The organism is Bacteroides sp. (assembly GCA_036351255.1).
Classification (GTDB): domain Bacteria; phylum Bacteroidota; class Bacteroidia; order Bacteroidales; family UBA7960; genus UBA7960.
Genome location: JAZBOS010000010.1, coordinates 26,421 through 51,328 on the forward strand (window position 1 = coordinate 26,421; position 24,908 = coordinate 51,328).

Genomic DNA, 24,908 nt, shown 5'->3' on the forward strand with positions numbered 1-24,908 from the left:
ATAAAGGAATGGCTCTCATATTGTAACCATACAGGAACGGGCTGATCCCGGATGGATAAGGATCAATAAAGGAATGGTGGAATGGGCGGCTTATTCTTCCGAGAACTCGAGCAGGAGGCTGCGGTAGATATTGAATACATTGGAACGCGACACATAGCCCTTGTATTTGCCATCGTGCAGCACAGGCATATTCCACAGGCCGCTGTCGCGGAATTTCTGCATCACAGTTTCCATGGTGTCGCTGAGGTTGACCGTGGCGCGGGGATAAAACATCAGGTTGCGGACCTTCAGCTCGTCGTATTGGTTGCGGTCGAACATGATCTCGCGCACATCGTCGAGCCAGACGATACCCAGGAAGTTGTTGTCGGGGTCGAGCACCGGATAGATGTTGCGGTGCGACTTGGCAATGACCTTGACCAATTCACCCAGGCTCATTTCGGGGTCCACGGTATCGAGGTTGGTTTCAATCACCGATTCCACGTTAAGCAAGGTCAACACATTTTGATCCATGTCGTGGGTCAGGAGTTCGCCCTTTTCAGCCAGGTTCTTCGTATAGATGGAGTGGGGCTGGAAATAATGTGCGGTAAGGTATGAGATGGAAGCGGTGATGATAAGTGGGATAAAGAGCTCATAGCCCCCAGTAATCTCGGCGATAAGGAAGATGGCCGTGAGTGGGGCATGCATCACCCCGGCCAGCAGACCAGCCATTCCCACCAGGGTGAAGTTATATTCGGAGATCTTCAACCCACTGTAGGTGTTGATCAGACGCGCGAAAATGAACCCTGCGATGTTGCCCACAAAGAGGCTCGGAGCAAACACCCCGCCGACTCCGCCGGCGCCGGTGGTGAGCGCCATGGCAACGACTTTCAGGAACAGCACACACACCAGGAACCCGATGAACAGCAAGCCGGAACGGTCGACCAGGTGGCCAAAGGGGCTTTCCAGCAGCAGTTGCTCGGGCTGGCCCGACAGCATGCTGCGCATGGTGAAATAGCCTTCGCCAAAGAGCGGCGGGAAGAGAAAAATCAGGACCCCAAGCACAAGTCCCCCGATCATAAGCCTTTCGAAAGGTTTGGTGAAATTTTTCATCCTGCCTTCCACCTGGCCATTCATCCAGGTGAAATAAATGGATATCATGCCGGTAAATCCGCCAAGGATGATATAAAAGGGGATGGCCCCGTAATTGAAGGTATCCTTGAGGGTAAAGTAAAACTCGACGCCTTCGCCCAGGAAGAATGCGGAGAAGATGGCGCCGGTCACGGTGGCGATGAGGAGGGGGATAATGGAGGCCATGGTCAGGTCGAGCATCAGGACCTCGAGGGCAAAGATAAGGCCTGCGATGGGCGCCTTGAAGATGGCAGCAATGGCAGCTGCCGAGCCACAGCCGATGAGCAGGATGGTGCGCTTATGGCCCAGCTTGACCGCTTGTGCCACATTGGAACCGATGGCCGCACCGGTAGAGACGATGGGCGCCTCCATGCCCACCGAGCCTCCAAAGCCACTCGTGAAGGTACAGGCGACCACTGAGGACCAGGTGTTGTGCAGCTTCATCACCCCCTTGTTGCGTGAAATGGCATAGAGGATGCGCGAAACCCCGTGGCTGATGTCGTCGCGGACGATGTGGCGGATAAAAAGTACGGTGATCAGGATGCCAATGAGGGGGAACACAAGGAAGAAGTAGTTTTCCATGTGCTGCCCGGGGATGCGGCGCACCCAGCCCTCGAAATAGTGTACCCCTGTTTTCAGCACCACCGCAGCAATGGCAGCCAGTAAGCCAATGATCATTGACAGGATGAGCAAAAAGTTGCGTTCGCTGAGGTGCTTCTGCCGCCAGATCAAAAACTTGTCAACCCAAGGCTGGAGTTCCATTGCTTTGAACGTGTGAAAATGAAAAGGCTAATATCTTAAAAATTATCGGAAAGAAAAATTAATTTCCTATTGCAGATGAGCTAATTCTTAGTTCGTGGTTATCATTGTTGTCAAAGTTGTCAAAGTTATCATTGTTTTGAGACACCAGATCCTGGACCCGGTTTTTCTCTCCTGTCAAATTCCTTATAGAAAAAAAGGATATTGCCGGAAAGGGAAAAAAGAAAACAATTATTCCTTAAAGAAGGCCTTAATAATATTGGCTTTTGCCAGCCCGACAGCTTTTTCAAGCGCTTCATCCGTGGCGCGCTTGATTCCTGCCACTGATTTGAAGGTATTCAGCAGGATTTGCTCGGTTTGGGGGCCAATGCCCTTGATATCTGCCAGTTGTGATTTCAGGCTGCCTTTCTCGCGGCGTTTACGGTGGTGGGTGATGCCGAAGCGGTGGGCTTCGTCGCGCAGGTGCTGGATGACCTTAAGGGTTTCCGATTTCTTGTCGATGTATATCGGGATGCTGTCGCCGGGAAAATAGATCTCTTCCAGGCGCTTGGCGATGCCGATGACGGGCACTTTTCCTCGCAAGCCAAGGCTTTCGAGGGCTTCCACAGCGGCGCTGAGCTGTCCCTTCCCCCCATCGATCACCACCAGGTCGGGCAAAGGCTGACCTTCGGCCAGCAGACGCTTGTAGCGGCGCGCCACCACCTCTTCCATACTGGCAAAGTCGTCGGGGCCCTCCACAGTTTTGATGTTAAAATGGCGGTAATCTTTCTTGCTGGGACGGGCATCGCGAAATACCACCATGGCCGCCACGGGATAGGTGCCCTGGGTGTTGCTGTTGTCGAAGCATTCGATGTAGGCCGGCGCTGAGGGCAGGTGCAAGTCTTCCTGCATCCGTTTCAGGATGCGGCGGGTGTGGCGCTCGGGATCGACCAGCTCCTTCTGCTTGAGCTTTTCCAATCGGAAATATTTTGCGTTGCGTTCAGAGAGTTCGAGCAGCTTTTTCTTGTCGCCCCTTTGTGGGATGGTAAAACGCAGGCCTGGCACAGGGATGGAAGGCTTGAATGGCACCACCGACTCAACGGCCTGGCTCTGGAAGCGCTGCCGCAACTCAACGATAGCCAGCTCGAGCAGCTCGGCATCAGTTTCATCCAGCTTCTTGCGCACCTCGAGGGTGTGCGACTGGACCACCGCGCCATTGATCACCTTCATAAAGTTGACATAGCCCGATTCCTGGTCGCTGATGACTGAGAAGACATCGACATTGGTCACCGACATACTCACCACCGTCGATTTGCTCTGGTAGTGCTCGAGCATTTCAATCTTTTGCTTGACCATCTGTGCTTTTTCAAATTCAAAAGCCCCGGCATAAGCCTTCATCTTTTCCTTGAGCTGCGCCTTCACCTCCACCAGGTTGCCCTTGATGATCTGCTCGATCTGATCCATGGTCTCCTGGTAGTCTTCCGGCGATTGCAGGCCTTCGCAGGGTCCCAGGCAGTTGCCCAGGTGGTATTCGAGGCAGACCTTGAATTTGCCAGCGCGGATGTTCTCGGGACTGAGGTTGAGGCGGCAGGTGCGGTACTGGAAGAGCTGGCGGATGAGGTCGAGCAGGGCGTGCATCATCTTGCCCGAAGCATAGGGGCCGAAGTACTTGCTGCCGTCGCGCACCACATTGCGTGTGGTAAAGATGCGCGGGAATGGCTCATTTTTGATGCAGATCCAGGGATAGGTCTTGTCATCCTTGAGCATGATGTTGTAGCGCGGCTGATACTTTTTGATGAGGTTGTTCTCAAGCAGCAGTGCATCGAGTTCGCTGTCGACAATGATGTGACGGATTTCGGCGATGCGTTTCACCATTACCTTCACCTTGCCGCTGTCGTAATGGTCGCGGTTAAAGTACGACGCGACCCTTTTCTTCAGATTTTTGGCCTTGCCGATGTAAATGATGCGGCCTTGTTCGTCATAGAACTGGTATACGCCCGGCTTCCCTGGAAGGGTCTTCAGGGCCAACTGGATCTGTTCGTTATGCTTTGGTTCAGGGCTTTTCATAGGGTGCCGGGTCTGCCCCACAAATTTGGGGATTTTTTTCCAAACCTGGGGATCATTCCTGGCCCTGACAACAATCTATTTCAGTTTGCCTGCTTGGTTCTTTTCGGGGAGGTATTTCCAGTACCGGCGGGGCATCAGATTGGTCATCTGCTTGTGATTCTGCCTTTCAAGAATGTTGACGGCATCGTAATATTCCTTCCACAGGCGGCTGTAGAAATCTTCGTCTAGGGCCTTGACTTCGCTGGCCACGTTGCCTGCATTGAAGTCGATGCGGTGATTTTGCAGCACCACCTCCTGCACCGTATGGAGGTCATAATAGATGCCGTAGTTACGCTTGGTGTCATAGATAATCCATTGCTGACCTGAGAAGCGTGCCCTGAAATGGCGAGCCAGCAGGCGGATGATGTTGTGGTCGGGGTCGATAGGAGCGAAGAACATCCCGTCGGCGGTTTCCTGGAACCTCACGAAGCCGTGGAAGCGGTGGACTTCCTTCTTGACCTTACGGGCGATCTGCACCAGCTCGAAGACCTCATCATCCAGCATATTCTGCCAGTAGCGCCCGTTGGGATCGTTGAACAACTTCACCAGGTAACGCAGTAACAGCAGTTCCACCCCGGGCAGCTCCGACAGAAATGCCACATGGACAAGGCTTGCATTGCGATGTGAGGAGCGCTGGATGATGCCGTTGCGCACCCGCTCAGCACGGTTGGGATGGGTTTCCACCTCGATTTGCTCGCCAATAAGCAGTTGTGATGGCCTGCTGGCTGGCACCAGGGCCTGTGGGATGGTGCGCCGCTCAAAGGCCTCAAACACGGCGCAGAGGAAGCCTTCGAAGCTGCCATCGTAAATCAGGCTGAGCGGGGAGGTTTCCATCTCAGGCATGTTCGAAGAGGTTTAATTGAACGACTTTTGGATTGACGGAAGGCGACAATTTGCGCCTGAGATAAACCGGGTCGATGTCCCTGAGATGCAAGGGCAGTTCGCGGCAGGTGATGAAATAACGGGCGCGGTTGAGGGCCACACCCATGCGCTTAAGGTGTGAGAAGGTGATGCTGCCAAAGCGGCGGTTGGCGATGATGAGTTTTGCTGAGCGCACCCCTATGCCGGGCACCCTAAGGATCATCTCATAGGGGGCTGCGTTCAGGTCGACAGGAAAGAAGCTTGGATTACGCAAGGCCCAGGCCAGCTTGGGGTCGAGATTGGGGTCGAGGAAGCTATGGCGGTCGTCGAGGATCTCGTCGAAGCGAAACTGGTAGAAGCGCATCAGCCAGTCGGCTTGGTAGAGACGGTTCTCGCGCACCAAGGGCGGCTTTTGAATGGCCGGCAGGCGGCTGTCGCCGGGGTTGACGGGCACGAACCCAGAATAGTAAACGCGCTTGAGATTCTGTTGCTTATAAAAGCCCGACGCCAGGCGAAGGATGTCGAAGTCGCTTTCGGGACTGGCGCCCACGATGAGCTGTGTACTTTGCCCGGCAGGCGCGAAGCGGGGCGCCTTGCGGTACTTGCGGCGTTCTTCCTTATTGAGTTCAATACCCTGATGGATCTGGTTCATCGGGCTGAGGACGCTGCTGAAGTCCTTCTCGGGGGCCAGCAGCTTCAGGTTGTTCTCGGAGGGAATCTCGATGTTGACGCTGAGACGATCGGCCCAGAGACCGGCTTCAGCCACCAGTTCAGCACTGGATCCGGGAATGGCCTTCATGTGGATGTAGCCGTTGAAGTGATGCTCGCTGCGCAGCTTGCGGGCCACAGCAATGAGGCGCTCCATGGTATGGTCGGGGCTTACCACCACCCCTGAGCTGAGAAAAAGACCCTCGATGTAATTGCGACGGTAGAAGCTGAGGGTCAGATCGACCAGCTCATCGACGGAGAAGGAGGCCCGGGGCAGGTCGTTGCTTCGGCGGTTGATGCAATAGGCACAGTCGTAAATGCAGTAGTTGGTGTAAAGGATTTTGAGCAGGGAGATACAGCGGCCATCCTGGGTAAATGAATGGCAGACACCTGCCCGGGCAGCATTGCCCAGGGCTCCATCCTGGGCGGGACGCGTGCTGCCGCTGGAAGAACAGGACACATCGTACTTGGCTGCATCGGCCAGTACCTGTAGCTTTTTAAGCACCTGTTCCTTCATTGGCTTAGGTCTGAAAATGATTAGAATTTAATCAAATGGAAACGCTAAAATATATGCATTATCAGTAAGAAAAGGAAATCTTTTTGCCTGAAACAGCTCCCTAAATGGCAAGATTTTTGATCAGATTCACATCGAGGAAAAAAGAAAACCGCCGGGGCACAAAGGCCCTGGCGGTTCACCGGGATTGCAAAAGACCTCATTACCTGTCGATGGCGTATCGCAGTCCGAGGTAAAACATACGGCCCATGATGGGGCCCCAGATCATGGAGCCGTCGAAGTATTCGCCGAAGGGGTCGGCAGAGGCAATGATGGGGTTCTTTTGCCTGAAATTGGTCAGGTTTTCACCTCCCAGGTAGAGGTCGAAGTCCCTGAGGCGGTAGGTCACTTGTCCGTGAAGGATGGTATAGGCAGGCGATTGTTCAGGCATCCGGAAGGCCTCGGGCAACATCGCAGTGGAAGGGATGCGGCTGGGACCATTGAACTGGGCCGTAAGATCGAACTGCCAGCGGTTGCTGCGTGTGGCATAGGAGCCTGAAAGCAAGCCCTTGTAACGATTTACAAAGGGTTTGGCATCGAGCAGCCCATTGATGGTGGTCTTCACGTCGGTGAGGCGGTAGGCTGCCGTCATCTCCAGCCGGCGGACAGGCTCGAAACTCATCTCCAGCTGGACATTGTTGGCAAATGAACGTCCATCTAGGTTGTAAAATCTGGCTTCCGACAGATCGGCATCCACATCGACGATGAGCTGATTCTGAAAGTCGGTGCGGTAATACTCGGCGGTGAGGGAGGCATCGTTGCCAAACAGGAAGAGGTTGCGCGTGACGCTTCCCCCGTAATTCCAGGCCCTTTCGGGTTCGATTTCCTCAAGCACCCGAATGCGGCGGTTGCTTACCAGCAGTCCGGTATTCTCGGCAATCAGGTTAGGGACCCGGAATCCGCTACCGGCCGATGCACGGAAGGTAGTGTGTTCACCCGCCTGGTACCTCGCGTGAAAACGTGGCGTGAGGAAGGCGCCATACAGGTTGTGGAAGTCGGCACGCAGCCCGGCAACAAGGGTGAAGTGCTCACCGCTGGTCATTGTATACTGCCCGAACACGCCCGGCACTGTCTCGCGGCGGTCGAACAGGCTGTCGGCAAGGGTTTCGCGGTAATCATCGAACAGGAAACTTGCGCCCGTAGTAAAACGATGGTTTGGATTCCCGGCGATGGTATTTTCAAACAGGATATTGGCATAGAATGTATTCTGGGTGCCATCGTAAGTGGTCAAGCCATAGTTAGAATCGTGGCTGTGATGCGAGAAGTCGAACTGGGTCCCCAGGCTCGCATCGGGCATATTGCGAAAGAAAAAGCCCGTCTTGGCGAAGGCTTCGTAGCGGCGGGTATTGACGCCAAAGCCATAGGCGTTGAGCGAGCCCCAGTCCTCCTTGTCGTGGAAGAAGGATTGCTGGCCGCCTTCACGGTCTTCCTGCATCAGCCTTACCCCAAACTGAGACTCCATGATGCCCGGGCGATCATAACGGTAACGGTTGATCACGTTGAACTTTTTCACCAGGGGATGATCTAGGAAGGAGTCGTGGTTGTGGTCGATGGTGTTGTTGAGGAACTCGCCGTGGGCCATCACCATTGTATTCCAGCGGGGGCCGAGGCTGAGGGTTGCGTTCACCGTGCTTTCGAGTCGACCGAAGTCGTTGCCATAAAAGTTATAAAACAATCTTTCGGCAGTCTCAGGTTTTTTCAGTTCAACATTGATCTGCCCGGTGATGGACTCGTAGCCGTTGATGACGCTGGCTGCGCCTTTGGACACCTGAATGGACTCCATCCAGGGGCCAGGGGTGTAGCTCAGCCCAAAAGGCTGTCCCAGCCCCCTCAGGGTGGGCATGTTTTCGGTGAGGATCTGGCTGTAGATGCCGGCCAGGCCCAGAAGTTGGATCTGCTGGGCACCTGACACAGCATCGCTGTAAGCTACATCGATGCTGGCGTTGGTTTCAAAGGCTTCCGAGAGGTTGCAGCATGCGGCACGCTGCAGTTCGCTTTCGGTGATAACCTGCGTCAGCACCGGCTCAAGACCTGAGTAGTGCGCGCCAGGTTTGCGGCCCGCCACCACCACCTCATCGAGCTGACGGGCGGTTTCGAGCACTACTGACACCTCGGTGTCGGTGCCGGTGATGGTGAGGGTATCGCTTTCGTAACCAATGTAACTGACTACCAACGCATGGGGCAGAAGGGCTGGTTTCTCCAGCACGAAGCGGCCCTCCATATCGGTAGCCGCACCTTGCGTGGTGCCCAGCCATACCAAATTGGCACCCACCAGGGGTTGGAGATGGAAATGATCCCCATGGGCCTGGCTTTCCATCACCACCCCCCTAAGAAGGTTGTCCTGGGCCCGCAAACCGGAAGCAACCAGTGCGAGCAAAACAAAAAACAGGATATTAATCTGGTTTTTCATGGATTCATTAGTTTTCAAACAAACGGTACTCGCCTATGTCTTCCAGAATGGAATTCAGCTGGGAGGTGTCAAGGGATTGTTTTGCCAGGATCTCAACAGTTGCAGAGGGAAGATCCACCATCACCTGCTCCACACCGGGCACATTGGCCAGGGCCTTCTGAACCCGGTTCACACAGGCGTTGCAATGCAAACCGGTCACTGAATAGGTTATTTTTTTCATAGGTCCGTTTACTCTTCGTTATGCAATTTGTTGTTTTTAAGCATATCAGGATCCCTGGGATACTTGCAGCAACTGTGCAGCTTGGTATAGGTTTCCTCATCCGTGATGAAATGCTCGGTATCGTGGCCCACCTTGGCAATGGCACGCTCGATGGCTTCCTGATTGGTCCGGTCGGCGCGATAGTTTACCGAGAGGAGTTGTTTCTCCTGGTCCCAACTGGCGGAGCGAACCCCGCGCACGCTATAGGCAGCGTTCTCGATGCGATCCTTGCACATCCCGCAAAGGCCCAGCACCTTGAATTCGGCATCTACCTTGCCTTCGCGGACGGTTTCCTGCGAAAATGCCGGCGATTGAATACCTGAAAATAGAACAATGAAAAAGGTGATTATTACAGATGAAATAGCTTTCATAAGATTTAAATTTTTGACGTGAAAAATGAATTGGATACAAATAGGGAAATCCTTTCGATGCCAGCGGCAGGAAAGGATCAGGTCAGACTGCCGGAGAGACAGCCTGATTTAACAGAAATCGATCTTAAGCTGATGGAGGAAGAAAAGGTAATCTGTTCCGGAAAATACCGGTGGTGGCGGGTGAAGAAAAGCGGGTAAAAGATTCTGGTCAGCATTTTCTCCTGTTGTGCTCAGGAGAGCAGCCAGTAAAGGAAGCACTGTCAATGGCGACGCCACCTTCAGCGTTTGCGAGGATATCAGTTCATCCACCACAAAAAACGTTGATTCGTATTCACAGCAGGAAGTGGTTTGAAAATCAGTACGGCAGGTGGAAAGATCATCCGGTATAGTACAACAGGAAACTGGCTCCATATTTGCAGGTTGAGAACGCTCACCACAGCATACATCTGGTTGATCCAGAGTGTATTCAACAATATTGCATGACGGACAGGTATGCCTGATCAGCCGGAATCCGGAAGCGGAAACCAGGAAGGTGATCAGCACCAACCAAACAGCAATATTTTTCAACATTCCCTTCATAGGTACTAAGTTATTTAAAATCTATCTAAATAACAAACAAATTATTTGGGATAATGTTTCTCAGCGAAGATCTTTGGGGGTTTGTGGGCCGAGCATCATGGTCAGCAGCCTCCACTTTTCATCGAGGAGGGCAAACCCAAGCATGCCTTCAATTTCGTGAGTGCCTTCGCTAAAGGTATTGTTGCTGAATAGGTTTTTGACATCTTCGCGTTCCTCATCGGTTTTTGCGGCTGCAAGTTCTTCCTCGTAGCGTTCGGCCCACTCTTCATTCATTTCGAAAGAGGTTGCGGTATAGCGCTTAGAGATGACATGGCCTTTTTTCACGCGGATGCGGGCATTTATGCGCACGTCATAGTATTTTCCTCCCATATAATCGGCCTCCATGCCTTCCACGATGTCGACATCGAGTACCTCAACATAATCTTTGTAGATTTCGCGGCGGAAATGATCCTCGAGCACCATTTGGACATCCCGTTTCCCGGGAACGTTATCGCGCTTGCATCCAGACATTCCTGGTATCAGAAAGGTGGAAAAAAGAAGGATCAGGGCAAGGATAGTAGATTTTTTCATTTTCATTCGTTTTAGAGCCCAAATTTAATGCAAAAAAACAAGCGTACAAGCAAGGCAAGAACAGAATAAAATGAAAGAGGCTGCCTCAAAAAGTTTGAGACAGCCTCTTTTAAGATTGAGGAGGTTCTAGAAGATATACCTAAGGCTCAACTGCAATCTCCAGGCTTGGTTATAATTATAATACGTAGAGTAAGATTCTGTCAGGAAATTCTCATCCGAATCTTTGGCCATTGAGAAGATTGGCACATTACCCTCATCAACGCCTTCATAGACCAGTATCTGTCCATTGTTGGCACTGAACATGTTTTTGTTAACCCCCCAGGTATTGTTGAGGAGGTTTCCAAAGTTCAACAAGTCAAGGCTGAATTGCAAAGTATTTTTTCTTCCAGCAACATTGACACTGAAATCCTGAGCAACGCGCAAATCGAACCTGTGCGTCCAGGGGGCCCTTGCAGCGTAGGCTTCAGCATATTCACCCTTGTGATTGCTCAGGTATTTATCCTGTTCCACAAAAGCAAAGAAAGCATCCTCGTCGGCCTGGCTGATAAACTGAACTTCACCTTTTTCAGAAGGAATGTAAATCAGATCGGTGGCATAACCATCGCCATTCATATCGTTTTCATAGGTGAAGCTATAGCCATAGGGAGAGTATCCTGAATAAAACAGGTTGATAGTCGTTGCCATATGGTCATTCAGGTAGGGAATCCTGTATGAAAGCGAACCAATAGCCCTCGAAGGAATAACATATTCTGAACGCTGTACCATTGGCAAATGAGGGCCATTAATCTGAATAAGACCATTATAGGCTGAAGCTGCATTGCTACCGGGCATACCGGAAACTTCTTTTGACTCGGTATACGTGTAAGCGAACATCAAATTAAGATTTTCCATCGGTTCGGCAGTAATGGTAAGGTTACCGGTTGCGCCCCAACCTTCATCCGTGTTTGACAGGACATAAGCATTTTTGGAAGTGTACTCAATTTCCTCCAGTTCAGGATAAATATACCGGTCATCGGGACCATTAAATCGCAGCCAGCTATTATCAGGTTGTTCCAGGTTGTAATTTTTCAGCACAACGCCATTGATGCTCTTGGTGTAGATCCCTTCCAAGGTAACCGTCATGGGGAATGAGGCCGGTACTTCATAATCCATAGCCAATGATGTTTTCCACACTTTGGGCATTTTAAAGTCAGGGTCAATCCCGTTAATATCCCTCGGCAAAGCACCATCTTCAGGAGAAATGGTATTCTGCAAACCCAGGAAAGCAATCATTTCATCCACGTCGGTAAGCATCGGGCCAGCCAAACCAGCTAAAGCAGGATTAACAACGGTAACATTACCATCCTCATCATACCTGGTGACAGCTGCATAACTACCCTGCACCATCCCTGAGTTGGTAGGCATATTGGTGAAGAATACCAGGGGCAATCTTCCTGCAAACATCCCACTACCCCCTCTGAGTTTCATCATTTGGTCACCCATTACGTCCCATGAAAAACCAGCCCTGGGGGACAATTGAACTTTAGGGGTTGGCCATTCGCCAGTATCAATGGTTCTTCCACCAAAATCCAATTCATAAATGGCATTATTTCTAATGATGTTATCCACATACTGAATATAGTCAGCGCGAATCCCGTAGGTTAACTTGAAATCGGAAGACAAATTCCACTCGTCCTGCGCATAGGCACCAATTTGGTTAAACCTAACTTCGGCGGCAGGATTTTTTTCTCCGTCATAACCATAGGTCAAAGCAAAATCCCGGGGGGCAGCCTGGTTGAGGAAATCCTCAAGGCTGGCGTAGCGGTAATAACCCGTTCCATTACGCATATAGGAGTTGTTTGCCATTTGGAATTCATAACTTGCACCCAGCGTTATTTTGTGGTCGCTTAAATAAATGTTGGTGTTGTTGATAACATTAAAAATGTTGTTATTTACACCATTGTTCCAGGTAAACAATTCATAGCCTGCAGAAATATAAGGCTCAAGAATCTGCTGTCCGCCTTCAGTAACCCCATACATGATGTCAATGAAAGGGAAGGGTTCGGAAGTGGAACCACGCATATCCTTAATCTTGGTGTAAGTGGTCAGAAACTGATTGGAGACGACATTTGAAATCCTGCTGTTATAATCCAATGAGAAGGAATTCACTATATTATCCATGGAATACAATGAATTGGAGAACGCCATGGAGTGCTGGGAGATACGGTTCATGTTCCTGTTACGGAAACCAGCATCGGTGGAGTTACCGTTGGTGGGATTCCATCCCTGATTTTTGGTATAGTTGTAACGGAAACTCACTTTATTGGCATTATTGATGTTCCAGTCAAGGCGAGCCAGAAGTTTTCCATTAAATTCATCTGCCGGGAAACTATTATAGGAACCAGGATCATAACCATAATTATCAATCAAGTGCTGCCTGACAGCTTCCATATCGGAAATGCTGGCACGGGAAAGCATCTGGTCAGGATTGGCAACTCCGTTTTCAGAAGGCCTCCAGGTAACAACTTGTCCTGGTTGTAATTCGTATTCTCCATTAACAAAGAAGAATAATTTGTTCTTGATGATGGGCCCACCCAATGTACCTCCGTAAACCTGGGTTGATTCTTCATCACGCTCTCCAAAATCAACATCTCCAATCTGGTTACCTCGCAAATTCTGGTTGGTGAAATAGGTGTAGGCAGAACCTTTAAATGTATTGGTCCCTGACTTGGTAATGGCGTTGATCCCACCACCAATGAAATTGGTCTGTCGAACATCGAAAGGAGCAATTACAACCTGGATCTCCTCGATGGCATCCAGAGAAATTGGATTTCCCCCACCAGGGAGGTTAGAACCCAAACCAAAGTTGTTATTGAAATTCGCACCATCAACCGTAAAGTTGGTGGAACGTCCATCCCCACCTGCAAAACCCATATTATTCGCATAGGGAGAAATGCGGGCAACATCCGAGATGCTCCGGTTAATGGTGGGCATTGAGTTCAATTGCAGGTTTGAAATGTTGGTGGTTGCACCCGTTTTATCTGTTTGAAAAGCAGACGATCTGAGGCCTACCACCAAAACTTCACCCAGTTCTAGCACACCCTCACTAAGGACTACCTCCAAAACAAAAGACTCACCCAGGAATAAGGTGATATCCGAAAAAGATTCTTTTCCATATCCAATGTAAGTCACTTCCACAAGATATGGACCACCGGTACGCATACCCTGAATGTTAAAGCGACCTTCAATGTTGGTAGTAGTACCATAACGTGTTCCGGATGGCTCATGAATGGCTAAAACAGTGGCCCCCGGGAGAGGCTCATTGTTGGTGTCAACCACCCGGCCGGTCATGCTGGAGGTCGTTACCTGAGCAAACGCAGTATTTGCTCCTATCATCAGGAACAAAGCTGCAATCACACACATCAAAAAGGTTTGTTTTCTCATTGTTTTTTGTTTTGTGATTGAAAGGTTAAGAATTGTGTAACTATTGGTTAATGGTTTTTTGAATTAGAATGATATTCTGTTACCGGAAACGAGATGCAAAATTAGAAGCTTATAAGGAATTGAAAAACAATTCATTTTACCGGAATCTTAACTTTTTGTTAAAACAATGTTAAATCGCTTTTTCAGCGGTGTTAAAGATGGGCAAAAGTATCTTTTTTTCAAACAGCTTGGGAAAAAAGTTATTAACGAGAAATTAACCAAAAAAAGGTCAGGGAAGTGGGGGTGTTTCCCCCTGAAAATCAGATGAGAAATACATTTCTTATGGCGCCTGAAGGGCTTTTTGCCTTGCTGAGGGTAAAGGCAAAAGTGGTTCCCACACCCAGGGTACTCCTGACATTGATGGTTTGGTTGTGGGCTTCGATGACGTGCTTCACAATGGCCAGGCCCAGACCCGTGCCGCCATCGCCTTCGCGGAAAGAACGACTCTTGTCGCCCCGGTAAAAGCGTTCAAAGACCCTGGGCAGTTCTTCGCGGGGTATCCCGATGCCACTATCCGTTACTTCAATCAGGATGTTTTCATCCATGTCGAAGAAACTGATCTTGGTTCGTCCATTTTCGGTACCATATTTGATAGAATTAACAAGCAGGTTGGTCAGTACCTGCTGTATGCCTTGGCGGTCGGCATGGACATTGATGGGTGAATCATAATTCCGGCCAAAATGCAAATGAATGTTACGGGTTGCTGCCTTGATCTCCATAAAATCCATGACATCGCGGGCAAGGGCAACGATATCGAAGGACGACATATTCAGCTTTAATTCGCCCGACTCCATTTTTGCAATGGCTTCAAGATCTTCGATAATACTGATCATCCGGTCGATGCTCTGTTCGGTTCGCATCAGGTATTTTCGGTTGATCTCCGGATCATCCATGCCCCCGTCGAGCAGGGTCAGCACATACCCCTGGATGTTAAAAATGGGGGTTTTGAGTTCATGAGACACATTACCCAGAAATTCACGACGATAGGTCTCCAGCTTTTTTAGCTCTTCCACCTCTTTTTTCTTGTCGGAAGCCCAGGCAAGCACTTCCTGATTGGTTTCCTGAATGATATCGGTTTTGTCAGCAACCCTCGGCTTTTTCTGGCTTTTTGGGGCTTTCAGGTCATGTATAGTCTTATATATCAAACGGATGCGATCATAAATAAACCGCTCAAGGATGTATCGGAACAGAAAAAAGGAGATAACAAAAAGAACCATATTACCCACCAGAAGGGTTTTCCAGAGAAGCTCCCCGTAAACCAGTAGGGAAGTAATACCGTATGCCAGGGAGAAACCTAAAGAAACGATCAGGGAGGTGATCAGGGCAAGTTTCCGCGGGGTTGCATTTTTGATCATTTCTTAAACCTCGAATTTATAGCCAACGCCTTTAACGGTTTTGATGTTTTCAATGCCTATCTTTTCGCGCAGTTTCCTTACGTGCACATCAATGGTCCGGTCGCCAACCACCACATCGGTGCCCCAAACACTTGCAAAGATCTCTTCGCGGGAGAAGACTTTGTTGGGCCTTGAAACAAGCAGGGTAAGCAACTCAAATTCCTTTTTTGGTAAGGTGATTTCCTGCTGATCCTTAATAACCAGGTAGCGTTCGCGGTCAATGCGAATAGTACCAGCTTGAAGGCTATCTGTTTCGGGGGTCGTTTGCTTTGAGCGCCGCAACAGGGCTTTCACCCTCCCGATGAGCAGACTGGGCTTGATGGGTTTGGTAATATAATCATCAGCACCAGCATCAAAGCCCGCCAGCTGTGAATAGTCCTCACCACGCGCAGTAAGGAAGGCAATGACCGTATGCGACAATTCAGGAAATTTCCTAAGTTCCACACAGGTTTCCATCCCATCCATTTCGGGCATCATCACATCCAGGATAATCAGGTGAGGCAACACCTGCCTGGCCATTTTCAAGGCTTGCAGCCCATTCTCTGCCTTAAAAACCGAATAACCTTCGCGGGTAAGATTATAGCCAATAAACTCAAGGATGTCGGGCTCATCGTCGACCAATAGAATGCGGAAATTTTCCTGATTCATTCAGAACATTTTATAAACGGGGCAAAATTACGTTATTTTTTTGGGAGTACTATCAAAACCCAGCCTTAACAGGCTCATTTATAGTTTACTTAAAATAAACTTAACCTTTTCTTAACAGGTAGAAGTGGTCTATTCTTCTTTAAAGCAAGTTCCAGGATATGCCAAAGGTCCAGGCAGTGTTATACTGACCCCGGTTGTACCAAACGGAAGTGCCACCCTCGTGGGGCCTAAGCGGGGTAATGCCCTGGGAAAAACGCAGGTGAAAATTGAGTTGGCTGGTCACTGGATAATAAAAGCCCAGAAGCAGGTTTAGTTCTGCCCCATGAAAGGGCTTTTCCTCGGAAAGATCCAACATGCGGTCATTTTCCATTTCCTCTGACCCTACCAGAAACGCAGCCGAAAGGCCCGTTTCAAGTGACAGCCGGTCGGCAAACCGCCCTCCTCCGCCCCAGGGGAAGTCAACAATGAGTAAGAAGGGAATTTCGACATATTGCAAGGCAAAGCGGTAATCATAAAAATTGTTCTTTTCATCGGGTGTTGAACGGCTACCTTTCTGGATATACATCAGCTCGAGCTGAATCCTGGTTATGTCACCCAAAGCGGTATTGGTAAAAACAGCTGCAAACCAGCCCAGTTTATCGGGTCCGCCCAAGTTGTCGCCTGAAACCTCGCTGGCAGCAAGGCCTCCTTTCAGGCCGCCACCAAAACCTTGCCCCAAGGCCATCTTCCACGGCCACAAAACAAATAAAATAATGGCCACGAAAAAGATTATTTGCCGTTTCACCATAATCTCCTGTTCCAAAAAGTTTTAAGACATGAAAGCCTCATTATTTTTACCAATATTAACAAAATTAACTCTTTTATTTATTTTTTTTTGCGACAAATGGTTAAAAGATGGAGAAAATGCAATAAATTTGAATTAGCTAATTAAGCGATGAATGTTTGTTGCTTATAAGTTTTTTCCTTGTAATCAGCAAAGGTACTGCGTGGGCGGAAATGAATTAATTGCTAAATGATCTCAAACGGAATCCATAACAATACCCATGAAGGGAATAAAACCGAAGAGTTACTGGATTTGTATTGGTATGCCCTGGATGAGAGCTGCCCGCTGGTCATGGTTAACGAGCACGGCAAAATCACATACGTGAACAGCAGATTCAAGACTTTAACGGGTTTTAGCCTGACAGATGTTCAGGGTCCTTTGTCTGACTTGCTTTATACGGGCTCCCATCATGAAGGTTTTAAGGAAGAATTGACAGAATTAATCCGGTCAGGAAAGACCTGGCGAAGAAAAATATGTTTAAGAAACCTGGGCGGTCAGGCAATCGGTTTTTATGCCACTTTTTATCCCACGCCGGGAATGGACCCTTCTGGACATCATCTGCTTATTCTTCTGCCTGAGAATAGTAAGCCTGGTGAGCAAAAGGAGACTATCGAACCACCCGTAAGGGATTTTTCTAATCTTGCCCACGACTTACGTAACCCCCTATATAATCTCACGGCACTTTGCGGCCTTTTGCAGGACACACCACTGGATGAGAAGCAAAGGGATTATATCAGCAAAATGAGACAATCGGCCGATCAGTTGTCGGCTATGATCGAGGAACTGCTGCACTCTTGTGTAAAAACCACCTCCCCTGTCCTTCCAGTTTCCTTACCCTTCAATGTGAAAGAAACCATAGAGAAATTTCCCTCTTTTTTTTCGCAACAGGCCTCATCGCAAGGAATTACAACAAAGCTGGAGGTGGATGACAATCTATCGAAAGAAGTTTACGGGGATGAAAAGAAGCTAAATAGGCTGGTCAATCACATCACTGATTATCTTTTTCTGCGGAGCGATCTGCGTTCATTAAGGATCTCGGCCCTAAATGAACCTGCCTTAGATGATCGAATTGAAATCTCTTTCTTCTTTCTTGGGCAATATTCAACTTCCGCGATTGATACTCCATCGCCTGTCGAAGCTCCGGATCATGGGAAAAACCGGGAACTGGAACTAATAAGATCAGAAATTTCGAACCTTGATGGGAAGATCCTGCTTGAGGAAGAAAACCCGCAAGCTTTTTATTTTCATTTTACATTACCATTCCGCTTATCACCTGCCACTGAAATCCAGGCTGAGCATGAGTCATTGCAGGAACCTGCGCCAGATTTTCCCTCAGATGCCAAAATACTTGTGGCGGAAGATGTAGAACTCAACCAGCTGGTAATGAAGCATCAGTTGCAGAAAATGGGCCTTGAAGCTGACTTCGTCAGGACAGGTTTTAATGTGCTTGAAAGGCTCAGGGTCTTTGCTTACGACCTGGTGCTTATGGATGTTCAGATGCCAGGGATGAACGGACTTCAAACCATTGAGGCCATAAGGTCCGACTCTTCGAAACCCTATCACCGGATCCCCATCATAGGCATCACGGCGAGCATCGGAGGAAATGCAAGGGAACAATGTCTCAAGGCAGGAGCCGACGATTTTGTTCCAAAACCTTACAATCTGGATGATCTGAGAACTAAATTAAAGAAACTGATTACCGAATACAGGCAAAAAAAATCCATTGATATGGAAAAACCTCCCAAACAAACAGATATGACACCCCATGAGAGGTGCTTTGATTTGAGTTACCTGGAAGAAATCAGCGAGGGTGATCAAGAGTTTTCTTCAACGATGATCTCCTATTTCATTGATAATACCCCTCCTGTGATGGAAAACCTTGAAAAGAAGGTTCAGGAAGAGGAATGGGAAGAAGTGCGCCAGATTGCCCACAAATTAAAGCCCCAGGTGGTATACATGGGCATTCACCAAATTGAGGATGAGGTGGAAAAGGTAGAAAACTTTGCTCAGCATCTCGAAAACCTTGAAAAGATTCCTTTACTGGTCGAAAGGATTGCACGCATTATTGGTCTGGCTATTGACCAACTGAAAGACGAACTGAAGAATTTCAGCTAAGGTTCCCTGTTCTTTTCAAAAAAGTTAAAATTATCTGGATGGGTTCATTCGGATGCTAATTAGTTAAAGCCTTTGTTTGATTTGCATGAAAAAATGACCGTAAGATCGGAGAAAAGCAATTCAGAACCGGGGTCAGAAATATTTTTGAAAAGGGATTATTAGTCTTTCAGTAGGAATACGGAATGTTCTCCAGTGCAAAATACCCGAAAATTCGGTAAATACCCTGATAAATTCAGTGTAAATTTTGTTCAATCTTTGTAGTGAAAAAAAGGGCGTTTTTAAGTTGTCCCTGAAAAAAGAAAAAAAATAAGGGGTTCAACACCTGCCAGACTACGAAAGGACTCGGGCATCAATTACCAAAAGGCAACGATCTGAAAAGAAACTTACAACTTTAAATTACATAAAAATGAAGATTCTCGTTTGCGAGGATGACTATATGGTCATCAAAGCTATTGAGCACAAATTAACCAGGGAAGGATACGAGGTAGACATTGCCAACGACGGACGGATGGCTACCGAGAAGCTGAAATCCGAAAGGTATGACCTGGTTATTACCGACCTGCTGATGCCCTTTAGCGGGGGGCTGGAGCTGATCAACCTGATGAAAAATGAGCTCAAAAAGGAAACCCCGATCATTGTGCTTTCAAAGGTAGGCAATGAGGAAACAATCATTGAAGCCTTTAAGCTAGGGGCCGATGACTACCTGACCAAGCCATTCAGCCCCAATGAATTATCCATTAGGGTAAAACGGTTTTTAATCAGGCGATAACCATTGTCACCCATTGGAAAACAGGACCTTTTTGCAACTTTTTAATCCAACAATGAAAGATGCTGGGGTTTTCAATGAAGATTTTTTTATGAAAAGACTATCCACCCGAATATCGAAAAGACCCATAAGTAAGCTGATGCTACTGCCTCTGTTTTTACTGATGGTTATCGTGATGCCGGCGACCTCCCAGGGACAGGGGCTTCCTGTTCCCCAGCTCAACCTCGATGACCTGTTCTTTCAGGCCCAGGACCTTGCCTTTGAGCAGGAAGGGGAAGCGGCCAGGGAGTTGTGCCAGCAAATCCTGGACCTAAACCCCGATTACCACGATGCCAGTATTTTGATGGCACGCACCTTGTCGTGGGAAAAGCGCTATGATGAAGCCAAAGAGATCCTGGAAGGCGTCCTCGAAAAAGAACCTGCCAACAAATCGGCCCTGCTGGCCATGACCGATAACCTGGCCTGGGCAGGCGAATATCAGGAAGCCATTGAATATTTTGACAAGGTAATCATTACCGATCCTAACAACCCCGACTTATTGTTCAGAAAAGCCCAGATGCTCAACGAGCTGGGTGAATACCAACCCACGGTCATCCTGTTGAATCAGATCCTCGACATTGATCCTACGCACCGGGATGCCAAGATGCTTTTGTCGACCATAGAGGTAGGTCGGCTCCGGAACTTCGTGGGTGTGGGATACCGGGGAGATTATTTTGAGATGGCCAATTCCTGGCATCTGTTTTATGCTGAATACGGCCGCCGCACCCAGACCCTTGGCACCGTCATTGCAAGGGTAAATGTTGCAAACCGATATGAACTGACAGGCGCACAGATTGAGATGGATGCCTACCCTTCCCTAGGTCCCGGCACCTACCTGTATTTAAATGCAGGATACTCACCCCACGAAAAATTATTTCCCATATTCAGGGGTGGTCTTGAACTGTTCCAAAAGCTCCCCCGGGCTTGGGAAGCTTCGGCAGGATTCAGATTACTCAATTTTGAGGAAAACGACCTGTTTATTGTGACCGGGTCGCTTAGCAAATATTACAAGCAGTATTATTTCAGTTTCAGGCCCTTTTTCACCTTTGCCAGCAACACCCCCAGTTCACAGTCCTATTTCTTTACCATCCGCAGGTATTTCTCTTCACCCGATCACCATCTATCGATTACAGCAGGGACAGGGTTCTCAGCCGATGATGATGCCCTGATTGGTGCGGAGGTTTATAACCTGGAAAGCAACAAGGTGATGCTTTGGTATCAGCAGAAAGCCACCCCACAACTCATTATCAGGGCGGGGGCTGGATACCAGTATTACAAAAACGGTGTCTGGGGCAATAAATATTCGGTTGAGGCCGGCATTGCTTATTTGTTTTAAAAACTGCCAGGCATCATGAAAAAACGCAATACAATGACTACAGGAATAAGAACCATCAAGGTTTTTTTCAGCATACTGGTTTTTTTATCGGTTACAGGGCTTTTTCTGGAAGCTCAAGCAACCGCTTACGCCCAGACCCCTGGCAATGATTCCAATGATACTGTTCAAATTGATGAAAGCCCTGCCCCGGCTGAAACCGCAAACGATAGCCTGGGAAAAATCACCGAGCTTTCGACAAAAGATCTTTGGGAATGGTTTGTCAACCGGTATCGACAGGCCAGCCTGAAGGTCAAGATCCTGGTGGTAATCGTAATTTACCTGATCATCAGCCTTATCCTGCTTTTTACTTTTATCATCGTCAACCGAACCATCAAGACCCGGGAGCGAAGGCAGGCAAAGGAGATCCGTGAGATTTACCAGGAAGAACTTACCAACTTTCTGTTTGGCGAAGACAATCAAACCTTTGAGTTCACCGGGATTCACCACGAAGGAAACCGGGAAATCTTCATCAACGAGTTGCTTTCGCTCCACAACAACCTGTATGGAGAAGCAGCCAACCGTTTGCGCGACCTGTATTTCAACCTGGAATTGTACAAGGACTCGATGCGGAAAGTTAATTCCGGCCGGTGGAATATCAAAGCCAAAGGGTTCAGTGAACTGGCCCAGATGGACGTGAAAGATGCTAACCGAAACATTGCTAATTACATTAACTCAAAGAATAAAATTCTGCGTATTGAATCACAGGTTGCGCTGGTGAAACTGAATGAAGAAGACCCCCTGGGGTTCCTCGATGAGCTGAAATATGAGCTGACAGAATGGGAACAGATCAATATTCTGAATACCCTTAATTACCACCAGATAAAAATTGATTCTTTCGACCGCTGGATGAATAGTGAGAACGACAGTGTGGTCATCTTTGTTACCAAACTGGCAGGCCTGAACAAACAACTGCAATCGTGGCCAAAGGTTCTGGAATTGCTCGAACACCAAAACCCAAAAGTCCGTAAAGCAGCCATCAAAACCCTGGATATGTTTGAGGTTTCCGAAAATGCGGGATTATTAAAAGAGGTGTATATTAAGGACCAGCCCCAAGAAGAAAAAGAAGGTGATGTCTTTTATAACCTCAACATGGATCACAACCGTAAAGCTGTAATCGAAGCCCTGGGAACCATTGCCACTTCCGATGACCTCCCCTTCCTCGAGCAGGTGTTGCGGACCGATAAAGACTTCGATATCCTGAAAAAGACAGTGGCTATCGTCCGCGAACTGAAACCTGGCGGAATGGAACTGCTCGACAAGATTTTGGTCAATGCCGATGAAGACCTTCGTAAGATAATTGAGAACGCAAAACAAACCGCAGTACAATGATAGAATTTTTCAAAGCCCTGCAATTTATTGTGGAAAATGGTATCATCATCCTGACCATTTTCATTTTCGGGTCATATACTGCCCTGGCAGTATTCTCGGCCATTGCCATGCTGCGTTACATGAGGAAAAATAGTTTTGTCGACTATAATGTCCTGTTGTCTTCACCACTGGCCCCATCCATCTCAGTGATCGCTCCCGCTTACAATGAGGGTAAAACCATCGTCGATAACATCCGCAGCCTCCTCTCCCTTCACTACAACGATTTTGAGGTCATCATCATAAATGATGGGAGCACCGATGACTCAATGGAAAAGGTCATCAAGGCCTACGACCTGGAGCCGGTAAATCTTTTGTTTGAACAAAAACTGAAAACTAAGCCGGTTAAAGCCATCTACAAATCACGCAATAAGGCATTTTCTAAACTCATTGTTGTTGATAAGGAAAATGGCGGGAAGGCCGATGCCCTGAACGTGGGCATTAATCTTGCGCAAAAAGACTATATCTCGGCTATCGACGTCGACTCTATCCTTGTTGAAGACGCCCTGCTGATTATGGCCAAACCTTTCCTCGAAGAAGATGGGCACAAGGTTATTGCTTCCGGGGGAGTCATCCGCATTGCCAACTCCTGTAAAATTGAAGATGGAAGGATTACAGAAATAAATTTACCTAAACGCTTCCTGCCCCGGATACAGGTACTGGAATATACCCGCGCCTTCCTGATGGGTCGTATGGCATGGAGTAAATTGAATGGTCTGTTGCTGATCTCAGGAGCCTTCGGGATGTTTGACCGCGATGTGGTAATCAAGTGCGGGGGCTACAACACCAACCTGGTGGGTGAAGACATGGAACTCATTGTCAGGATGCGCCGCTATATGGCCGAGCATAAAGAGAAGTACCGCGTGATCTATATTCCCGACCCCCTTTGCTGGACAGAAGCCCCATCAACCCTGAAGGTGCTTACTCGTCAGCGCGACCGTTGGACACGCGGCACCATGGAAAGCCTATTCAAACATTTCAAATTGTTCTTTAACCCGCGCTACAAAGCATTGGGCTTGCTGGGTCACCCCTACTGGTTCTTCCTTGAGTGGCTCGCTCCCATCATTGAATTCATCGGAATCGTGTACTTCATTATTATTGCAATTCTGGGATATCCCAACTGGCCCTTCTTTTTCCTGCTGCTGGCCACGGTATTCCTGTTTGCCATAACCCTTAGCTTCTGGGCCGTATTGTTCGAAGAATTGTCGTTCCACCGCTATAATAAACGGCGGGAAGTCGTGAAGATGCTATTCACCTCGGTGCTCGAGCCCATCTTTTATCATCCGGTCATTTTGTTCTCGACCATTCGCGGAAACTTCAAGTTTTTCATTGGCGAAAAGACTTGGGGCAAGATGGACAGGCAAGGCTTTTCCGGAGATGGCGATCAAGACAAAGAAATCAAAGAAGTGGAAGGTGCTCAGCCAGAAACTCTCGCATCCTAAACTTTTCCCTTCCTTTCCCAACCCCCCGGGGCTGTCCCTGCAGGAGTTTTCCTGTGAAGGCGACAGCCCCCTCTTTTTTGGGGAACAAACGCCAGATATAATAATGGCAAACTTTAGGTTTAACCGGTGTTTAACCGGTGTTTAACCGTTTTAAAACGGTTAAACACCGGTTAAACTATGAGTTGTCTTCCAAAGTGAATGAAACAGACAACGAAATAATAAGGGCAAAGAAGCCAGTTATTTGATCGAGCGGGGCATTTGTTTAGTGGCTTTTCTGTATCCGGCTCTCTGAATGAAATCAACAAAGCCTAATTATGTTAATTTTGTAAAAAAAACACCATGATCAAATCGATGACAGGCTTTGGCAAATCGACTTGCCAGCTGGATGGAAGCAGTGTTGCCGTGGAAGTCAGGTCGCTAAACAGCAAGACCCTGGACGTTTCGCTAAAAATTCCCGGAAATTACAGGGAAAAGGAACAGATCATCCGGAACCTGGCCGGGCAAGTGCTTGTAAGGGGTAAGGTGGAAGTACACATGGCCATAGAGAATTTCGCAGCGAATACTGATATAAGCATCAACCGGCCTTTGCTTGAAAAATATTACCGTGAACTGGTTGATATTGCCGAAGGCCTTCAGGCGCCCTTGCCCAATGATTTGATCACTACCATCACCCGTTTCCCCGAGGTGCTGAAGCAAAGCCCCCAGGAAGAGAATGAAGAACAATGGATGGCCATCGAACAAGCCATTCGCGAGGCCATGGAGCAGGCTGACGCCTTCAGGCAGTCGGAAGGTGCCCACCTGGCCGAGGACCTGCACGCACGCATTGAGGTGATACGAAATCTATTGGGGCAGATTGCACCCCTTGAGTCCCAGCGGATTGAAACACTGAAGGGCAGGCTGCTGAAAGGTCTTAGCGAGCTGAAGGATGCCGGGACCCCTGACCCAAACCGCTTTGAGCAGGAGCTGATCTTTTACCTGGAGAAACTGGACATCACCGAGGAAAAGGTTCGCCTGGCCAAGCATCTCGATTATTTTGAAGACACGATGCGTACCGAGGAAATCGCGGGCAAAAAGTTGGGGTTTATCTCACAGGAGATCGGGCGAGAGATCAATACCATAGGCAGCAAGGCCAACGATGCCGACATCCAGAAGTTTGTTGTACAGATGAAGGATGAGTTGGAAAAGGTCAAGGAGCAACTGTTGAATATTTTATAGGC

General features: G+C 48.5%; 19 protein-coding genes. 6 read left to right on the top strand and 13 right to left on the bottom strand.

Annotated elements, in window-relative coordinates; all coding sequences use genetic code 11:
• Positions 1–90: 90 nt before the first annotated feature.
• The 13 genes from V2I46_00410 to V2I46_00470 form a co-directional block, all read right to left on the bottom strand.
• Positions 91–1,869, bottom strand: coding sequence for a chloride channel protein (locus V2I46_00410; protein ID MEE4175947.1), 1,779 nt, complete (start codon positions 1,867–1,869; stop codon positions 91–93).
• Positions 1,870–2,097: 228 nt separating this feature from the next.
• Positions 2,098–3,912, bottom strand: coding sequence for an excinuclease ABC subunit UvrC (gene uvrC / locus V2I46_00415; GenBank protein MEE4175948.1), 1,815 nt, complete (start codon positions 3,910–3,912; stop codon positions 2,098–2,100).
• 75 nt (positions 3,913–3,987) lie between these two features.
• Complete coding sequence (locus V2I46_00420; protein ID MEE4175949.1) at positions 3,988–4,794, bottom strand: TIGR03915 family putative DNA repair protein; 807 nt, start codon at positions 4,792–4,794, stop codon at positions 3,988–3,990.
• Positions 4,787–6,037 carry a putative DNA modification/repair radical SAM protein gene (locus V2I46_00425; GenBank protein ID MEE4175950.1) on the bottom strand — a complete coding sequence of 417 codons (1,251 nt, stop codon included), beginning with the start codon at positions 6,035–6,037 and terminating at the stop codon, positions 4,787–4,789. Before V2I46_00425 ends, V2I46_00420 begins: the two co-directional genes overlap by 8 nt.
• Positions 6,038–6,236: 199 nt before the next feature.
• Positions 6,237–8,483, bottom strand: coding sequence for a TonB-dependent receptor (locus V2I46_00430; protein ID MEE4175951.1), 2,247 nt, complete (start codon positions 8,481–8,483; stop codon positions 6,237–6,239).
• 7 nt (positions 8,484–8,490) lie between these two features.
• Entirely contained in the window at positions 8,491–8,703 is a 213-nt protein-coding gene (locus tag V2I46_00435) for a heavy metal-associated domain-containing protein (GenBank protein MEE4175952.1), read from the bottom strand.
• Positions 8,704–8,711: 8 nt separating this feature from the next.
• Positions 8,712–9,113 (bottom strand): heavy-metal-associated domain-containing protein, encoded by a 402-nt coding sequence (locus V2I46_00440; protein MEE4175953.1) that lies wholly within the window; start codon positions 9,111–9,113, stop codon positions 8,712–8,714.
• Between the two features lie 108 nt (positions 9,114–9,221).
• Positions 9,222–9,692 (bottom strand): hypothetical protein, encoded by a 471-nt coding sequence (locus V2I46_00445; GenBank protein MEE4175954.1) that lies wholly within the window; start codon positions 9,690–9,692, stop codon positions 9,222–9,224.
• A 60-nt stretch (positions 9,693–9,752) separates the two neighbouring features.
• A complete protein-coding gene (locus V2I46_00450) occupies positions 9,753–10,262 on the bottom strand; it encodes a hypothetical protein (GenBank protein MEE4175955.1) in 510 nt (169 codons plus the stop codon).
• A gap of 126 nt (positions 10,263–10,388) precedes the next feature.
• The gene (locus tag V2I46_00455; GenBank protein MEE4175956.1) at positions 10,389–13,685 is read right to left on the bottom strand and encodes a carboxypeptidase regulatory-like domain-containing protein; all 3,297 of its coding nucleotides are present in this window, start codon (positions 13,683–13,685) and stop codon (positions 10,389–10,391) included.
• A 299-nt stretch (positions 13,686–13,984) separates the two neighbouring features.
• Entirely contained in the window at positions 13,985–15,079 is a 1,095-nt protein-coding gene (locus V2I46_00460; protein MEE4175957.1) for a HAMP domain-containing sensor histidine kinase, read from the bottom strand.
• A gap of 3 nt (positions 15,080–15,082) precedes the next feature.
• Positions 15,083–15,766, bottom strand: a complete 684-nt coding sequence (locus V2I46_00465) for a response regulator transcription factor (protein MEE4175958.1) — start codon at positions 15,764–15,766, stop codon at positions 15,083–15,085.
• A 139-nt stretch (positions 15,767–15,905) separates the two neighbouring features.
• Positions 15,906–16,568, bottom strand: coding sequence for a porin family protein (locus V2I46_00470; protein ID MEE4175959.1), 663 nt, complete (start codon positions 16,566–16,568; stop codon positions 15,906–15,908).
• A 210-nt stretch (positions 16,569–16,778) separates the two neighbouring features.
• Between V2I46_00470 and V2I46_00475 the strand changes: the two genes are divergently transcribed.
• The 6 genes from V2I46_00475 (at position 16,779) to V2I46_00500 (ending at position 24,906) form a co-directional block, all read left to right on the top strand.
• Positions 16,779–18,704, top strand: coding sequence for a response regulator (locus V2I46_00475; protein ID MEE4175960.1), 1,926 nt, complete (start codon positions 16,779–16,781; stop codon positions 18,702–18,704).
• 406 nt (positions 18,705–19,110) lie between these two features.
• Positions 19,111–19,473 carry a response regulator transcription factor gene (locus V2I46_00480; protein MEE4175961.1) on the top strand — a complete coding sequence of 121 codons (363 nt, stop codon included), beginning with the start codon at positions 19,111–19,113 and terminating at the stop codon, positions 19,471–19,473.
• 88 nt (positions 19,474–19,561) lie between these two features.
• Positions 19,562–20,845 carry a YaiO family outer membrane beta-barrel protein gene (locus tag V2I46_00485; GenBank protein ID MEE4175962.1) on the top strand — a complete coding sequence of 428 codons (1,284 nt, stop codon included), beginning with the start codon at positions 19,562–19,564 and terminating at the stop codon, positions 20,843–20,845.
• 15 nt (positions 20,846–20,860) lie between these two features.
• The gene (locus tag V2I46_00490; protein ID MEE4175963.1) at positions 20,861–22,213 is read left to right on the top strand and encodes a HEAT repeat domain-containing protein; all 1,353 of its coding nucleotides are present in this window, start codon (positions 20,861–20,863) and stop codon (positions 22,211–22,213) included.
• A complete protein-coding gene (locus tag V2I46_00495; protein MEE4175964.1) occupies positions 22,210–23,691 on the top strand; it encodes a glycosyltransferase in 1,482 nt (493 codons plus the stop codon). Before V2I46_00490 ends, V2I46_00495 begins: the two co-directional genes overlap by 4 nt.
• Positions 23,692–24,030: 339 nt before the next feature.
• Positions 24,031–24,906 carry a YicC/YloC family endoribonuclease gene (locus tag V2I46_00500; GenBank protein MEE4175965.1) on the top strand — a complete coding sequence of 292 codons (876 nt, stop codon included), beginning with the start codon at positions 24,031–24,033 and terminating at the stop codon, positions 24,904–24,906.
• Positions 24,907–24,908 lie beyond the last annotated feature (2 nt).

Bases quoted from the DNA above. Each gene is read 5' to 3' on its own strand.
- V2I46_00410 (MEE4175947.1), bottom strand. From the start codon at position 1,869: ATGGAACTCCAGCCTTGGGTTGACAAGTTTTTGATCTGGCGGCAGAAG.
- uvrC (MEE4175948.1), bottom strand. From the start codon at position 3,912: ATGAAAAGCCCTGAACCAAAGCATAACGAACAGATCCAGTTGGCCCTG.
- V2I46_00420 (MEE4175949.1), bottom strand. From the start codon at position 4,794: ATGCCTGAGATGGAAACCTCCCCGCTCAGCCTGATTTACGATGGCAGC.
- V2I46_00425 (MEE4175950.1), bottom strand. From the start codon at position 6,037: ATGAAGGAACAGGTGCTTAAAAAGCTACAGGTACTGGCCGATGCAGCC.
- V2I46_00430 (MEE4175951.1), bottom strand. From the start codon at position 8,483: ATGAAAAACCAGATTAATATCCTGTTTTTTGTTTTGCTCGCACTGGTT.
- V2I46_00435 (MEE4175952.1), bottom strand. From the start codon at position 8,703: ATGAAAAAAATAACCTATTCAGTGACCGGTTTGCATTGCAACGCCTGT.
- V2I46_00440 (MEE4175953.1), bottom strand. From the start codon at position 9,113: ATGAAAGCTATTTCATCTGTAATAATCACCTTTTTCATTGTTCTATTT.
- V2I46_00445 (MEE4175954.1), bottom strand. From the start codon at position 9,692: ATGAAGGGAATGTTGAAAAATATTGCTGTTTGGTTGGTGCTGATCACC.
- V2I46_00450 (MEE4175955.1), bottom strand. From the start codon at position 10,262: ATGAAAAAATCTACTATCCTTGCCCTGATCCTTCTTTTTTCCACCTTT.
- V2I46_00455 (MEE4175956.1), bottom strand. From the start codon at position 13,685: ATGAGAAAACAAACCTTTTTGATGTGTGTGATTGCAGCTTTGTTCCTG.
- V2I46_00460 (MEE4175957.1), bottom strand. From the start codon at position 15,079: ATGATCAAAAATGCAACCCCGCGGAAACTTGCCCTGATCACCTCCCTG.
- V2I46_00465 (MEE4175958.1), bottom strand. From the start codon at position 15,766: ATGAATCAGGAAAATTTCCGCATTCTATTGGTCGACGATGAGCCCGAC.
- V2I46_00475 (MEE4175960.1), top strand. From the start codon at position 16,779: ATGATCTCAAACGGAATCCATAACAATACCCATGAAGGGAATAAAACC.
- V2I46_00480 (MEE4175961.1), top strand. From the start codon at position 19,111: ATGAAGATTCTCGTTTGCGAGGATGACTATATGGTCATCAAAGCTATT.
- V2I46_00485 (MEE4175962.1), top strand. From the start codon at position 19,562: ATGAAAAGACTATCCACCCGAATATCGAAAAGACCCATAAGTAAGCTG.
- V2I46_00490 (MEE4175963.1), top strand. From the start codon at position 20,861: ATGAAAAAACGCAATACAATGACTACAGGAATAAGAACCATCAAGGTT.
- V2I46_00495 (MEE4175964.1), top strand. From the start codon at position 22,210: ATGATAGAATTTTTCAAAGCCCTGCAATTTATTGTGGAAAATGGTATC.
- V2I46_00500 (MEE4175965.1), top strand. From the start codon at position 24,031: ATGATCAAATCGATGACAGGCTTTGGCAAATCGACTTGCCAGCTGGAT.